Origin of the sequence: Neorhizobium descurainiae (genome assembly GCF_051400715.1) — a bacterium.
Classification (GTDB): Bacteria; Pseudomonadota; Alphaproteobacteria; order Rhizobiales; family Rhizobiaceae; genus Neorhizobium.
The window spans coordinates 37,047-51,095 of record NZ_JBLFFK010000005.1; the positions used below are offsets into that span (position 1 = coordinate 37,047).

Annotated in this window: 17 protein-coding genes; 13 read left to right on the forward strand and 4 right to left on the reverse strand. The window is 63.7% G+C overall.

The annotated features are described in order from the left end of the window. Positions 1–10 precede the first annotated feature (10 nt). The 9 genes from scpB to ACMGE0_RS11165 all read left to right on the forward strand — a co-directional run bounded on the left by scpB (position 11) and on the right by ACMGE0_RS11165 (position 8,187). On the forward strand, positions 11–703 hold the full coding sequence (scpB, locus tag ACMGE0_RS11125) for an SMC-Scp complex subunit ScpB (RefSeq protein WP_436816193.1): 693 nt from the start codon (positions 11–13) through the stop codon (positions 701–703). Between the two features lie 52 nt (positions 704–755). Next, entirely contained in the window at positions 756–1,853 is a 1,098-nt protein-coding gene (locus tag ACMGE0_RS11130) for an ABC transporter ATP-binding protein (RefSeq protein WP_436816194.1), read from the forward strand. A gap of 39 nt (positions 1,854–1,892) precedes the next feature. Continuing rightward, on the forward strand, positions 1,893–2,105 hold the full coding sequence (locus ACMGE0_RS11135) for a twin-arginine translocase TatA/TatE family subunit (protein ID WP_085424155.1): 213 nt from the start codon (positions 1,893–1,895) through the stop codon (positions 2,103–2,105). Between the two features lie 32 nt (positions 2,106–2,137). After that, positions 2,138–2,854 carry a Sec-independent protein translocase protein TatB gene (gene tatB, locus ACMGE0_RS11140; protein WP_436815923.1) on the forward strand — a complete coding sequence of 239 codons (717 nt, stop codon included), beginning with the start codon at positions 2,138–2,140 and terminating at the stop codon, positions 2,852–2,854. Beyond that, on the forward strand, positions 2,851–3,675 hold the full coding sequence (gene tatC / locus ACMGE0_RS11145; RefSeq protein WP_436815924.1) for a twin-arginine translocase subunit TatC: 825 nt from the start codon (positions 2,851–2,853) through the stop codon (positions 3,673–3,675). Before tatB ends, tatC begins: the two co-directional genes overlap by 4 nt. Positions 3,676–3,726: 51 nt before the next feature. Beyond that, on the forward strand, positions 3,727–5,010 hold the full coding sequence (gene serS, locus ACMGE0_RS11150) for a serine--tRNA ligase (RefSeq protein ID WP_436815925.1): 1,284 nt from the start codon (positions 3,727–3,729) through the stop codon (positions 5,008–5,010). Next, complete coding sequence (gene surE, locus ACMGE0_RS11155) at positions 5,010–5,783, forward strand: 5'/3'-nucleotidase SurE (RefSeq protein ID WP_436815926.1); 774 nt, start codon at positions 5,010–5,012, stop codon at positions 5,781–5,783. The genes serS and surE overlap by 1 nt, the downstream gene beginning before the upstream one ends. A gap of 8 nt (positions 5,784–5,791) precedes the next feature. After that, positions 5,792–6,433, forward strand: coding sequence for a protein-L-isoaspartate(D-aspartate) O-methyltransferase (locus ACMGE0_RS11160; RefSeq protein WP_436815927.1), 642 nt, complete (start codon positions 5,792–5,794; stop codon positions 6,431–6,433). Between the two features lie 149 nt (positions 6,434–6,582). Further along, positions 6,583–8,187: a peptidoglycan DD-metalloendopeptidase family protein gene (locus tag ACMGE0_RS11165; RefSeq protein WP_436815928.1), complete on the forward strand. Its 1,605-nt coding sequence runs from the start codon at positions 6,583–6,585 to the stop codon at positions 8,185–8,187. 60 nt (positions 8,188–8,247) lie between these two features. Here the strand turns inward: ACMGE0_RS11165 and ACMGE0_RS11170 are convergent, their stop codons facing one another. After that, a complete protein-coding gene (locus ACMGE0_RS11170; RefSeq protein WP_436815929.1) occupies positions 8,248–9,132 on the reverse strand; it encodes an ATP-binding protein in 885 nt (294 codons plus the stop codon). Positions 9,133–9,330: 198 nt separating this feature from the next. On the opposite strand from ACMGE0_RS11170, the gene yajC reads away from it, so the two are divergent. The 4 genes from yajC to ACMGE0_RS11190 all read left to right on the forward strand — a co-directional run bounded on the left by yajC (position 9,331) and on the right by ACMGE0_RS11190 (position 11,579). Further along, on the forward strand, positions 9,331–9,678 hold the full coding sequence (gene yajC, locus ACMGE0_RS11175; RefSeq protein ID WP_436815930.1) for a preprotein translocase subunit YajC: 348 nt from the start codon (positions 9,331–9,333) through the stop codon (positions 9,676–9,678). 93 nt (positions 9,679–9,771) lie between these two features. Next, entirely contained in the window at positions 9,772–10,158 is a 387-nt protein-coding gene (locus ACMGE0_RS11180; protein ID WP_436815931.1) for an Mth938-like domain-containing protein, read from the forward strand. A 3-nt stretch (positions 10,159–10,161) separates the two neighbouring features. After that, on the forward strand, positions 10,162–11,013 hold the full coding sequence (locus ACMGE0_RS11185; protein ID WP_436815932.1) for a phytoene/squalene synthase family protein: 852 nt from the start codon (positions 10,162–10,164) through the stop codon (positions 11,011–11,013). Positions 11,014–11,087: 74 nt separating this feature from the next. Continuing rightward, positions 11,088–11,579: a hypothetical protein gene (locus tag ACMGE0_RS11190; protein ID WP_436815933.1), complete on the forward strand. Its 492-nt coding sequence runs from the start codon at positions 11,088–11,090 to the stop codon at positions 11,577–11,579. Here the strand turns inward: ACMGE0_RS11190 and trmFO are convergent. From trmFO to ACMGE0_RS11205, 3 genes are all read right to left on the reverse strand, one after another. Then, positions 11,557–12,966 carry a methylenetetrahydrofolate--tRNA-(uracil(54)-C(5))-methyltransferase (FADH(2)-oxidizing) TrmFO gene (gene trmFO / locus ACMGE0_RS11195; RefSeq protein ID WP_436815934.1) on the reverse strand — a complete coding sequence of 470 codons (1,410 nt, stop codon included), beginning with the start codon at positions 12,964–12,966 and terminating at the stop codon, positions 11,557–11,559. The genes ACMGE0_RS11190 and trmFO overlap by 23 nt on opposite strands. 168 nt (positions 12,967–13,134) lie before the next feature. After that, on the reverse strand, positions 13,135–13,278 hold the full coding sequence (locus tag ACMGE0_RS11200) for a DUF1127 domain-containing protein (protein ID WP_085424168.1): 144 nt from the start codon (positions 13,276–13,278) through the stop codon (positions 13,135–13,137). A 248-nt stretch (positions 13,279–13,526) separates the two neighbouring features. Then, on the reverse strand, positions 13,527–13,673 hold the full coding sequence (locus tag ACMGE0_RS11205) for a DUF1127 domain-containing protein (RefSeq protein ID WP_436815935.1): 147 nt from the start codon (positions 13,671–13,673) through the stop codon (positions 13,527–13,529). Between the last annotated feature and the right edge of the window lie 376 nt (positions 13,674–14,049).

Consider the following 14,049-nt stretch of genomic DNA (forward strand, 5'->3'; position numbering starts at 1 on the left):
GGACGACGAACTGCCGGTCGCGGCGGAGGAGGGCGCCGAGCGCCAATCCTTTTCGCTGGAGGAAGTCGAGCGGATCGCCGAAGCGTTGGTCTTCGCCTCTGCAGAGCCGGTTTCGGAAGCCTTTCTGGTCGAACGCCTGCCACTCGGTGTGGATGTCGGGGCCGTCATGCAGCGGCTGATGGATATCTATGCGCCGCGCGGCGTCAACCTCATCAGGACCGGCGATCGCTGGGCCTTCCGCACGGCGGCCGATCTCTCGTTCGTCATCCGCAAGGACGAGACGGAGGCGAGGAAACTGTCGCGCGCGGCGCTCGAAGTGCTCGCCATCATCGCCTATCACCAGCCCGTTACGCGGGCGGAGATCGAGGAGATCCGCGGCGTCCAGACCTCCAAGGGCACGCTCGACGTGCTGATGGAGTCCGGCTGGGTGCGCTTCCGCGGCCGCCGCCGCACGCCGGGCCGGCCTGTGACGCTCGGCACGACGCCGGATTTCCTCGACCATTTCGGCCTTGAAGAGCTGCGCGACCTGCCCGGTCTCGAAGAATTGAAGGGCGCGGGATTGCTGTCCGGACGCGTTCCGCCGGGCTTCGCGATCCCTATTCCGCAGAATGTTGACGAGCTTTCCGAGGACGAGGACCCGATCACCCAACTCGATCTTGAAGAACTCGGCCTCTTGACACCCGGCGGCGATGCGCAGGAATAGCGCATTCCTCTGAAAAAGCCCGGCTTTGCGGGTGCGAGCGGGCAGGGACATGATGAGACCGGCACAGTCGGCCACGGACGAGACGAGATACGCGCCCGCCGGCGCCTTTTCCTCGCGGCTGGCCTTTGAAGATATCCGCCATTCCTATCACGGCAGGGAGACGATCCGCGGAATCTCGCTGACGGCTGAGCCGGGCGAGGTTCTCTGCCTGCTCGGGCCGTCCGGCTCGGGCAAGACGACATTGCTTCGGATCGCCGCCGGGCTGGAGGCGCAGAGCCACGGCCGCGTCGTCATCGACGGCCGCGAAGTGGCTGGCCCCAAAGGGTTTCTTCCGCCGGAGAGACGCGGCGTCGGGCTGATGTTCCAGGATTTCGCGCTTTTTCCGCATATGACGGTGATGGAAAACGTCCGTTTCGGACTGGCCGCGCTCCCTGCTAGGGAAACGGTTGCCGAGGCCGCGACAGCGCTGGAGCGCGTCGGCTTGTCGCACCATGCGGCAAAATACCCGCATGCGCTCTCCGGCGGCGAGCAGCAACGCGTCGCGCTTGCCCGCGCGCTCGCCCCGCGGCCGGGCGTGCTTTTGATGGACGAGCCCTTTTCCGGCCTCGATTCCCGGCTAAAGGATGCTATCCGCGCCGATACGCTGGCGATCCTGAAAGAAAGCCGGGCGACCGCGATCATCGTCACCCACGATGCCGAGGAGGCGATGCGGATGGCCGATCGGATCGCGCTTCTGAAAGACGGCCGGCTGGTGCAGATGGGCACGCCGGATGATCTCTATCGCCGGCCTTCCAGTCTGTTCGCCGCCGGTTTCTTTTCGGAAATCAATGAGTTCGACGGCATGGTGAAGGACGGCATGGTGGCGACGCCGCTCGGGAATGCGCCGGCGGCTGGCATCGGCGAGGGAAGGGCGGTCTCCGTCGCGGTCCGGCTGTCGGACGTCGATGTGGCTCCGGCAGGCGGGGCGATCGCGGCACGCATCCTCTCGCGGCGGTTCCTGGGCGAGGCGGAATTCCTGACGCTTGCGGTTCCGGGAGCCCGCGAGCCGGTGCGGTCGCGCATCCGCGCCGGCCGCTTGCCGGCCGGGGTTAACGACGTCTCTATAACGGTAATCCCTGAGGATATTTTGGTGTTTGAAAAAGCATCCTAAAGGGCTTACATCGGTAAAACGGTTTAATGGAGTTGGACTATGGGTTCTTTCAGTGTGTGGCATTGGCTGATCGTTCTGGTCATCGTGCTCGTTCTCTTCGGACGCGGCAAGATTCCGGAATTGATGGGCGACGTCGCAAAGGGCATCAAGAGCTTCAAGAAGGGTATGACCGACGACGAAGCCCAGGAGGCAAACACGGCCAAGACCGTCGATCACAAGCCTGAAGAGGTCAAGGAAACCGGCCGGTCCTAAGATCGGTCCAAGGGTTTCGGGAGCCTCCTTGAATGTTTGATATCGGCTGGACCGAGCTGCTCGTCATCGCGATCGTACTTATCGTCGTCGTTGGCCCGAAGGACCTGCCGCCTATGCTCAGGGCGTTCGGCAAGATGACGGCCAATCTGCGCAAGATGGCCGGCGAATTCCGCACGCAGTTCGACGAGGCGTTGCGGGAATCCGAGTTGGACGACGTGCGCAAGACGATTTCGGATGCGCAGCGTCTGAATCCGACCAATGCGCTGCGCGAGGCGATCAATCCGCTGCGGCAGATGGGGCAGGAGATCAAGGCGGACCTGCAGAAGGCGACGCAGGTTCCGACGCCGGCCGTGGCTGAGGCCGATGCGGAGGCGCAGCAGGCTATCGAAGGCACGCAGTCCGCGGAGCCTGTGCCGGAAGTTCCCGCGAACTTCCCGTCACCGTCCGTGACGCTGCCCTCGACTCCGCCGCCGGTGTCCGCCCCGGCTCCCGCGCCGGCACAGTCCGTGCCTGCCGTACAGGCGGCTGCTGCGCCCGTTGCGGTTGCCGAGAAGCCGAAGCCTGTTCGCAAGGCGCCCGCCAGGGCGAAACCCGTCGCAGAAGCGGCGGGTGCAGCCGCGGAGAAGCCGAAGCGCAGCCGCGCGGCAAAGCCCGCGCCCGCCACGAAGGCCGCGGAAGAGGCGGCCGTGAAGGTGCCGGCACGCAAGCGTGCGCCGAAAAAGCCCGATACGCCGAAGGATGACGCATGAGCGGTAATTACGAAGACAAGCCGCAGCCGCTCATCGAACACTTGATGGAGCTGCGCACCCGGCTGATCTGGTCGATCGCGGCGTTTTTCGTCGCCTTCGTCGTCTGCTTCTTCTTTGCCAAGCAGCTCTTCAACCTGCTGGTCATCCCTTACAAATGGGCGGTCATCTGGGCCGGACTCGATCTAACGAAATCCGAGCTGATCTACACCGCGCCGCAGGAATTCTTCTTCACGCAGGTGAAGGTGGCGATGTTCGGCGCGCTGGTGATCGCCTTCCCGGTGATCGCTTCCCAGCTCTACAAGTTCGTGGCGCCCGGCCTCTACAAGAACGAACGGGCGGCTTTCCTGCCCTTCCTGATCGCTTCGCCGATCCTGTTCCTGATGGGCGGCGCGCTCGTCTATTTCTTCTTCACGCCCATGGTCATGTGGTTCTTCCTGGCCATGCAGCAGGCGCCGACCGAGGGCGAGCTCGGCATTTCGCTTCTGCCGCGCGTCTCGGAATATCTCAGCCTCATCATGACGCTGGTTCTCTCCTTCGGCCTGGTCTTCCAGCTTCCGGTGGTCACGACGCTGCTCGCCCGCGTCGGATTGCTCACCAGCGACTGGCTGAGGGAGAAGCGCAAGTTCGCGATCGTCATCGCCTTCGTGGTCGCCGCGGTGCTGACGCCGCCCGATCCGATGTCCCAGATCGGCCTTGCGCTGCCGACCATCCTTCTCTACGAGATTTCCATCTACGCCGCACGACTCGTCGAGCGCAGACGTGCTGAAGACGCTCTCCGGGAGCAGGCCTCTTCGAGCGTTGCAGAGACGGAGAAGGCTTGAGCTTCCGTCTCTCGCCGGGTATGCGGTATTCCGCTCAAAGGCGAGGAAACAATGCTCGATATCAAGTGGATACGTGAAAACGAAGGGGCTCTCGACGAAGCGCTGAGGAAGCGCGGCGCCGAACCCATGGCGGCAACCCTCGTGGCGCTGGACGACAAGCGCCGCTCCGTCATCCAGAAGCTCCAGGACATGCAGTCCCGCCGCAATGCCGCCTCCAAAGAGATCGGCGCGGCCATGGCCCAGAAGAACAGCGAGCTCGCCGAGAAGCTGAAGGCCGAGGTCGCGCGGATCAAGGACACGCTGCCCGCCGCCGAACAGGAGGAGCGCGAGGCTGTCGCCGCTCTCGATGACGCCCTGTCGCGCATCCCGAACATTCCGTTGGATGACGTGCCGGTCGGCAAGGACGAGCACGACAACGTTGTGAAGCACGTCGTCGGCGAAAAGCCGCGCTGGAATCACGCCGCGAAAGAGCATTTCGAGATCGGCGAAGAGCTCGGCTACATGGATTTCGAGCGTGCCGCGAAACTTTCCGGCGCCCGCTTCACGGTCTTGACCGGTCCGCTCGCCAGGCTCGAACGCGCGCTCGGCCAGTTCATGCTCGACATGCACACGACCGAGCACGGCTATACGGAGGTCTCTTCGCCGCTGATGGTACGCGACGAGGCCATGTACGGCACCGGCCAGCTGCCGAAATTCGCCGAGGACCTGTTCCGCACCACGGATGGCCGCTGGCTGATCCCGACGGCCGAAGTGACGCTCACCAATCTCGTTTCGGGCGAAGTGCTGGAGCAGGAAAAGCTGCCTCTGCGCTTCACCGCGCTGACGCCGTCTTTCCGCTCGGAGGCGGGTTCGGCCGGCCGCGACACGCGCGGCATGCTGCGCCAGCACCAGTTCTGGAAATGCGAACTCGTGTCGATCACCGATCAGGAGACGTCGATCGCCGAGCACGAGCGGATGACCGAATGCGCCGAGAACGTTTTGAAGCGTCTCGGCCTGCATTTCCGCACCATGACCCTCTCGACCGGCGACATGGGTTTTGGCGCACGCAAGACTTACGACATCGAGGTCTGGCTGCCGGGGCAGGATACCTATCGCGAAATCTCGTCCTGTTCCGTCTGCGGCGATTTCCAGGCGCGCCGCATGAATGCGCGCTATCGCGTCAAGGACGACAAGAACCTGAAATTCGTCCACACGCTGAACGGCTCGGGCGTCGCGGTCGGCCGCTGCCTCATCGCGATCATGGAAAACTATCTGAACGAAGACGGTTCGGTCACAATTCCGGACGCGCTCCTCCCGTATATGGGCGGCCTCACGAAGATCGAACGGGCCGCCTGATGAGAATATTGCTGACCAATGACGACGGCATCCACGCCGAGGGCCTCGCAGTGCTGGAACGCATCGCCAGGGCGCTTTCGGACGATGTCTGGATCGTCGCGCCGGAGACCGACCAGAGCGGCCTTGCCCATTCGCTGACGCTTTCCGAGCCTCTTCGGCTCCGCCAGGTCGGCGACAAGCATTTCGCGTTGCGCGGCACGCCGACCCACTGCGTCATCATGGGCATCCGGGAAATCCTGCCGGAAAGGCCGGATCTCGTGCTTTCCGGCGTCAACGACGGCGCCAACATGGCCGACGACGTCACCTATTCCGGCACGATTGCGGGCGCGATCGAAGGCACTATCCAGGGTGTCCGGTCCTTTGCGCTGAGCCAGGCCGTCCGTCGCGAAAACGGCAGCCGCTATGCCCCTTGGGAAATCGCCGAAGCCTACGCGCCCGATCTGATTCGCAAGCTGGGCGATTTGGAATTGCCGGACGGCACCTTCCTCAACCTCAATTTCCCGAGCTGCGAGCCGAAGGACGTTCAGGGCGTGGAAGTGACCTCGCAGGGCAAGCTCGATTTCGGCCTGACGATCGATGCCCGCGAGGACGGCCGCGGCCGTCCCTATTACTGGCTCCGCTTCGGTGACCGGAAGGGCCACTTCCGCGATGGCACGGACATCCAGGCGCTGAAGGAAAACAAGATCTCGGTGACGCCGTTGAAGCTGGACCTGACCGACTATTCGGTTCAGGATCGGGTGGCGAAGGCATTGGGATTCGGAGCGGCCGATTGAAATCGGGCATGGTCGAAAAGGAAGGTTTTGCGGCTCTGGTGCTGCGGCTCCGGTCGGAAGGCATTTCCGACCTCGACCTTTTGACGGCCGTCGAGCAGACCCCGCGCTCGCAGTTCGTGCCGGCGCCGCTCGCCGAGGACGCCTATTCCAGCCGCACCGTGCCGATCGATTGCGGGTCCTTCATGGAAGGCGCCGATCTTGCCGTGCGGCTGCTTCACCGCCTTCAGGTGAAGCCCGGCCACCGGGTGCTGGAAATCGGCACGGGCAGCGGCTTTACCGGCGCCGTCATCGCCCGGATCGCCGAACGGGTATTGACCATCGAGCGCTACCGCACGCTCGTCACCGCCGCCCAGAGCCGCGTCGACGCCTTCGGACTTCGCAATGTCGTGGTGCGCCAGGCGGACGGCAGCAACGGCATGCCGGGCGAGGGCACGTTCGACCGCATTTTGGTGACGGCGGCCTTCCCGTCCCTGCCGCGCTTTTATGCCGAACAGCTGACCCATGGCGGCTCCATGGTGGCGCCGCTGATGCTCGATGAAGAGACCTGCATGATGGTGCGGCTGACCAAGACCGGCAGCCGATTCGAGCGTGAAGACCTCTTCACCGCCCCCTATCTGCCGATCGTTCCGCATGTCGCGGCGGCGCTATAGGCCCCTTGTTCCCGGCCTTGCGGGCTTTTCCGCGAGTCATGGTTATCAATTTGCCAAAAAAATTGGAGCAATGCAGCCGCTTTAACCGGGCGGTAAGACTAACGCGTTTTAATGACTCACACGATGGTTGCGTATCTGTAGGTCGAGTCATGCGTATGAAGAGTCTCCCGAATTCTGGAAAATCCGTTGCCAAGCTCGCTGTCGCGGCACTTCTCGCCAGCGTGGCGACCGGGTGCAGTTCGGATGCGACACGCTTTTCGGGTCTCTTCTCCAGCTCGGACAACATAACGACGGCCTCCATCCCGCAGCGCCAGGGAAGCGGCGCTTACGGCCAGGCTCCGACCCCGCAAGCCGATCTCGGCAACGGTCAGGCGCTGCCTCCGATCCCGCAGAGCGACTACGGCTCCCGCAACGCGACGATGGCTCAGCCTTACCCCGCCGCCAACTCTGGCGGTTATGCATCGCCCGCCCGCGCCGCCTCCGCACCTGTTTCCGTTCAGCGTTCCGAACTCGCGGCGCCGGCCGGCATGAGCGCCTCGCGCAGCGCGCCGTCGATGGACGGCGAGCCGGCAACCCGCCGCGAAGCGCTCGCGCAGCCGTTCCCGGGCCGTCAGGGCGGCTCCGCGCTTTCGGCCCCGTCCGCTCCGCGAAGCGCGGCCGACGATGTCGTAACCGGCACGGTCAAGTCTCAAGCGGCTCCAATGTCCGGCTGGTCGACGGTCAACGCACCGAAGGTGACGCTGAGGCCCGGCGAAACGGTTTCGACGCTTTCGAAGCGTTACGGCGTTCCGGAAAAGGAAATCCTCAAGGCAAACGGCGGCGCGATCGCTGCCGGCCAGCCCGTGGTGATCCCGACTTTCGGTCCCGCCCGCAACTCCGCAAAGACCGCCGCCGGCGACATCGATCTGCAGAACAAGGTTCCGGCGCCCGCCCGCGAACCGGAGCAGAAGGTCGCCGTCCTGCCGACGCCTTCGCGCGACAAGGCGCTCGCCGAGCCCGCCAGGATCACGCCTCCTGCAGGCGGCAAGCCGCTCGGCGGCACCTATACGGTCAAGCCCGGCGATACGCTCACCAAGATCGCCCGCGAGACCGGCACGTCGGTTGACCAGCTCAAGGCCGCCAACAACCTGACGAGTGGCAATGTCCGGATCGGCCAGACGCTGAAGGTCGCGAAGGGCGTTGCCGCCCCCGCCGATGCGGTCAAGACCGCCTCCATTCCGCAGCAACCGGTCGAAAAGCCGGCCGCGGCGCCGAAGCCGGCTGCTCCGGTCGTCCAGGCTTCTGCTCCTGCCGCCGCGAAAGTCGCCGCCGAAACCGCTTCCGTCTCCGAGGTCGAGAAGAAGGCGGATGTGGCCGCCGTGGCGCCACAGTCCACCGGCATCGGCAAGTATCGCTGGCCGGTCAACGGTGCGGTGATCGCCGGTTACGGCCAGAACGTCGACGGCAACCGCAACGACGGCATCGACATCTCGGTTCCGGAAGGCACGCCGATCAAGGCTGCCGAAAACGGTGTGGTCATTTACGCCGGCAATGGCTTGAAGCAACTCGGCAACACGGTTCTGGTGCGTCACGACGACGGCAAGGTTACCGTCTACGGCCATGCGGGCAGCATCAATGTCAGCCGCGGCCAGAAGGTCACGCGCGGCCAGACGCTTGCCTCCTCCGGCATGAGCGGCGACGCCAAGCGCCCGCAGGTCCATTTCGAAGTCCGCAAGGACGCGACCCCGGTCAACCCGATCACCTTCCTTGAATAGAGTAGTGCGTTTTCAAGGGGACGACGAAAAAGCCCGGCATTGCCGGGCTTTTTTGTATTTCTAGTCCTTGTCGAGCGGCTTCCTGAGCCTGCCGGCGAGGTCCTGGATATATTGCCAGGCGACGCGGCCAGAGCGTCCGCCGCGCGTCGTCGCCCATTCCAGCGCCTGAGCGTGCAGCGTCTCCCGATCTATCCCGCTGGCGAGGCCGAGATCGAAGTGGTCGGCATAACCGTCGATCATCGTCAGGTAATCCTCCTGGCTGCACTTGTGGAAACCGAGCCACAGCCCGAACCGGTCGGACAGCGACACCTTCTCCTCGACCGCCTCGGACGGATTGATCGCCGTCGACTGCTCGTTCTCGATCATGTTGCGCGGCAGGAGGTGGCGCCGGTTCGACGTGGCGTAGAAGAGCACGTTGTCCGGCCGTCCCTCGATGCCGCCGTCGAGCGCCGCCTTCAGCGATTTGTAGGCGGTGTCGTCATGGTCGAAGGAGAGGTCGTCGCAGAAGACGATGACCCGGTGGCCGGAGGCCTTCAGGATTTCGAGGAGGTCGGGCAGCGAGGAAATGTCCTCGCGATGCACCTCGACAAGCTTCAGTAAGACGCCAGTCGCGGCGCGCACATCCTCGTGCACCGCCTTGACGAGCGATGATTTGCCCATGCCGCGCGCGCCCCACAGAAGCACGTTGTTGGCCGGAAAACCTTCGGCGAAGCGCTGCGTGTTCTCGTGCAGGATATCGCGGACGTGATCGACGCCGCGGATGAGCTTCAGCGCCACGCGGTTCGGGCGCGGTACCGGCGTGAGGCGCTGGTTCACCGGCACCCAGACGAAGCAGTCGGCGGCGTCCCAGTCGTTGACTGCGGGAGGCGGGCCGGCGAGGCGTTCCAGCGCGTCCGCGAGCCTGCGGACCTCGGCCAGGATCTGAGTTTTGAATTCGTCGCTCATGATGTTTCTCCGGTCCTTTCGGCCTGCCTGGGGCCGTTTTCCGGTGCGGTAACACGCTCGTTTGTGTATCAAAAGCCTGAGAGCCGTGGATTTGGTACGGGAGGCACGTGTTTCTGTTGCATTCCGGCCTATCACAACTATATTCCGGCGGCTTGAAACGGGGGCTTCGGACGTCTCCGCTAATCTTAGGAGTTGTCGATGTTCATTACTGAAGCATTCGCCCAGGCCGAAGGCGCCGCACCCGGAGCCTCCGCATTCGGCTCCGGCCTCGAAATGCTTTTCCTCTTCGCGCCCCTCATGGTGGTCTGGTATTTCTTCCTGATCCGGCCGCAGCGCGCCCAGCAGAAGAAGCGCCAGGAGACGCTTTCCAATATCCGCCGCGGCGATCAGGTCGTGCTGGGTGGCGGCATTACCGGCAAGGTGACGAAGGTGGTCGACGACGCCGAACTGGAAGTCGAAATCGCCGAAGGCGTGAAGATCCGCGCCATGCGCGCCTATATCGCAGAAGTCCGCGTCAAGGGCGAGCCGGTCAAGACCGAAGCCTGACGAAGACGGGAACGCGCTGTCCGCGAACCCGTTGAACTTTCAGAAGAGGGCCGGATCATCCGGCCCGAAACTTTTTCAAGAGAGTGTACGGCCATGGCGAAAGGCATCGAAATCCGCGAAGCCCATTTTCCCGGTCGCGCTCCGATCGATGCCTATGGCAATGGCGGTTTCCGCTTCGCCGACATGTCGCATAAAGGCTCGCTGCTCTGCCTGCCCTCCGGCATCCATGGCTGGGACATGCAGGAAGGCGATCCGCTGGCGGTCGAGGCCTTTTCCAAGGTGCTCGCCGAGGCGGGCGAGATCGAAGTGCTGCTGGTCGGCACCGGCGCCAATCTCAAACCCATCCCGGCCGACCTGAAGGCGGCGTTGAAGGCGAGGGGCATCGCCTCCGATCCGATGAGCACGGGGGCGGCGGTGCGCACCTTCAACATCATGCTCGCCGAATCGCGCGCCGTCGCGGCCGCATTGATCGCGGTCTGACGCATGCCCGATAAAGCCCAAACGGATGACATCTGCCTCGCGACGCTGAGGGATACCGACCGCGACCGCTATCTTGCCTGCCTGCTCTCGCCGCAGGAAAAGCGCGGTGCGCTGGCCGCTCTCTATGCCTTCAATGCCGAGATCGCCCGCGTGCGCGACGTGGTGCGCGAGCCGCTGCCCGGCGAAATCCGCCTGCAGTGGTGGCGCGATCTCCTGGAAGGCAACGCCCGTGGCGACGGTTCGGGCAATCCGATCGCGGCCGGCCTGCTGAACGCGGTCGAGACCCACCACCTGCCGCGTCAGACGCTTGTCGACATGACCGAGGCGCGCATTTTCGATCTCTATGACGACCCGCTGAGCGATCGCAACGCGCTGGAGGGCTATGCAGGCGAGACGGTCTCGGCGCTGATCCAGCTCGCGAGCCTGATTCTATCGGCCGAGGATGCGGCAAAATCCGCCGAGGCGGCCGGTCATGCAGGCGTGGCGCAGGCGATCGCCGGTTTCCTGCTTTTGATGCCGATTCATCGTCGCCGCCACCAGCTCTACCTGCCGCTCGATATCCTTTCCGCGACCGGCCTCGACCGCGACGCATTTCTCAAGGGGGAGGACAAGCCGCGTATCTCCGCAGCGATCGAGGCCTTTGCGGGGCTCGGGCTCGAACATCTCGCCAAGGCGCGCAAAACCGGCTCTGTCCCGGCTTCCGTCTTCCCGGCCTTCCTGCCGGTGGCGCTTGCCGAACCGGTCCTGCGCCGCGCTGTGCGTGCGGGGGCTGCGGTGCTCGACACGGCCCTTCAACCGCCGCAATGGCGGCGCCAGATCAAGCTCCTGAAATCGGCCGTCACCCGCCGTTTTTGACGGACGCCAAATTCGCGCAAGGCTCGTCGGCTAGAACGGCGCAGGCAAGGCAGGCGCATCAAAGGAGAAGCGGTGTGAGCCCCGTCATCGTCTGGTCGATCATATTAGGGCTCCTCGTGGTGCTCGCCTATTACGTCACCCGCCTGGCCGGCAAGGATCAGGAAGGCAATCGTCACGATACCGGACTTGCCATCCTGGAATTCGGCCGCGCCTTTCCTGAGGAGGCGATCCGCAGCCTGCACGCCACGGCCGATGGCGAGGCGATCTTCGTGCGCCTGCACGACAACAAGGCCGGCTTCATGCGCGGCCATCGCAACCATTATGCCTGCCATCTGATCGAACCCGGCCGTGTACGCGTCATGCCTCTGCCGAATGCCAGAGGTTTTGCGGTCGAGTTCCTGGATGCGCCGAGCCAGAACGGCACCTTCGTCTTCGCGACGGAGAAGGAGGCGGCCGAAGTCTCCCTCTGGCTGCTCGACAACTACGTCAACGTCGCCGATCGCGAAGTCGAGGAGGAAAAGGCACAAACCTCGTCCAGCAACGTCACTCCCGACCGAGCCACCTAGCGCAATCTTGAAGCGCGCGGGCGGCGAGCAGCTGCCGCTTCATCACCGACTTGTCCTTGCCCCGGAAGCGCTTGACGCCTTCCGGCTTGACGATCGAACCCGGCTCCAGCTCCGGAAACAGCCCGAAATTGACGTTCATCGGCTGGAAGGAGCGCTTGCCCGGCTCGTCTTCCGAAACGAGATGCCCGCCGGTGATATGCCCGAGCAGCGAGCCGAAGGCGGTCGTGGCCGGAGGCGGTGACAGCGGCTCGCCCTTCCGCTCCGCGGCGGCGAAGCGGCCGGCGAGCAGTCCGATCGCGGCGCTTTCCACATAGCCCTCGCAGCCGGTGATCTGGCCGGCGAAACGCAGGCCCGGCCGGCTCTTGAGCGTCAGCGTCTTGTCGAGCAGGACCGGCGAATGGATATAGGTGTTGCGGTGCAGGCCGCCGAGCCGGGCGAATTCCGCGTTCTGCAGGCCCGGGATCATCCGGAAGATTTCCGCCTGCGCGCCGTATTTCAACTTCGTCTGGAAACCGACCATGTTGTAGAGCGTGCCGAGCGCGTTGTCCTGACGGAGCTGCACGACGGCATAGGCCTTGACCGTCGGGTTATGGGCGTTGGTGAGGCCCATCGGCTTCATCGGCCCGTGCCTCAACGTCTCGCGGCCACGCTCCGCCATCACCTCGATCGGCAGGCAGCCGTCGAAATACGGCGTGCCCTCCCATTCCTTGAAGCCCACCGTGTCGCCGGCGATCAGCGCGTCGACGAAGGCGTTGTACTGCGCTTCGTCCATAGGGCAGTTGATATAGTCCTTGCCGGTGCCGCCGGGGCCGACCTTGTCGTAGCGCGACTGATACCAGCAGATGCTCATGTCGATCGAATCACGATGCACGATCGGCGCGATCGCGTCGAAGAAAGCGAGCGAATCCTTGCCGGTCTCGGCCTGGATCGCGGCGGCGAGCGAGGGCGAGGTGAGGGGGCCGGTGGCGATGACCGCCAGATCCCAATCCTTCGGCGGCAGGCCCTGGACTTCCTCGCGCACCACGGTGATCAGGGGATGTTCTTCGATCGCCCTGGTAACGGCGTCGGAAAAGCCGTCGCGGTCGACGGCCAATGCGCCGCCGGCCGGCACCTGGTTGCGATCGGCCGACGCCATGATCAGCGAGCCGGCGAGCCGCATCTCCGCGTGGATGACGCCGACCGCATTCGCCGTCGCGTCGTCGGACCGGAAGGAGTTGGAGCAGACGAGCTCGGCAAGCCCGTCGGTCTTGTGGGCGTCGGTGCCGCGCACGCCGCGCATTTCATGCAGGATCACCGGTACGCCGGCCGACGCGATCTGCCAGGCGGCTTCCGAACCGGCAAGCCCGCCGCCGACGACATGGATGGGAGAAAGGGAGTTGTTGCTCATGGGCGGCTCATTATCACGCTGTTCGCCCAACCGGAATCAAAAATGGGCCAGAATCAAAAGGCGCCGGAATCAAAAAGGCACCTGAGAAGGTGCCTTTGATACGTCCTTGGATGTCCTCATCCTGCCGATTGCAGCGGCTTCTTGCCGCGCGGTCCGCTCGCGAGCGGATTAACGGAAGGAGCGGGCCGCGATGTTGCGGATGTCGTAGCGGGTCAGACCGATGTCGTTGAGAGCCTGGTTGGAAAGGTTGCCGAGCTCGTTCATCGTGCGGCGGTAGCTGATCCAATTCTTAGCGATACGGATCGGGTTCATGGTTGTTTCCTCAACAATTTGTCCTGATGCTCTGTCGTCATCAGCGATGGCCGTCTTATACAGCCGCATAATAAAAAAGTGCAGTGCAATAAATATGCGACTGCCATGCAAATGTGCAGGAGGTTGATGAATTTTGCAGCTGAGCCTGAAAAATCGGCAGCTTTTAAATGTGAAGCTTTATGCAAACAAAAGAAAACGCCTCCCGAGGGAGGCGTTTCTGGAGGTCATTATATCTGTATTTGAATGGCTTAGTAGCCGACAGCCGTGCGAGCGACGCGGCGGATGTCCGCGCGGCCGATGCCGAGGTCGCTGAGTTCGCGGTCGGTCATGCGGCCGAGTTCGGTGACGGTTTCACGGTACTTGCGCCAGGTGGTGAGCTTCTTTGCGATGTTCATGATCTTGTCCCTTTAGGTCCTGCCAGCAGCCCCTGCGGCGCTGACTTCAATCTCATGAGCTTGAATATATGCTGCGCTGCGAAAAGAAAAAGCGCCCTTTCGTCATGCCACCTATGCGCTTGGCGCATTACGAGATCGTTTACCATGCCAAAGGTGGGCAAATGCTAGGCAGATTTGTGAGCGGTCGAACGTTGCAGAACAAAATAACGCCCACCGGGGGAGGAGGTCCGGTGGGCGTCATTTGTAATGACCGGCGACTTGGGAGGAGGAGGATCGCCAGTCCCATCGGGCCTTCGCTGGGAGGAGGAGTGCGCGGCCCGAATTCCTGCTCTCGAGAAGCTCTCGAGGGCATTTCGTTTCCGTGCGGTCGCCATCC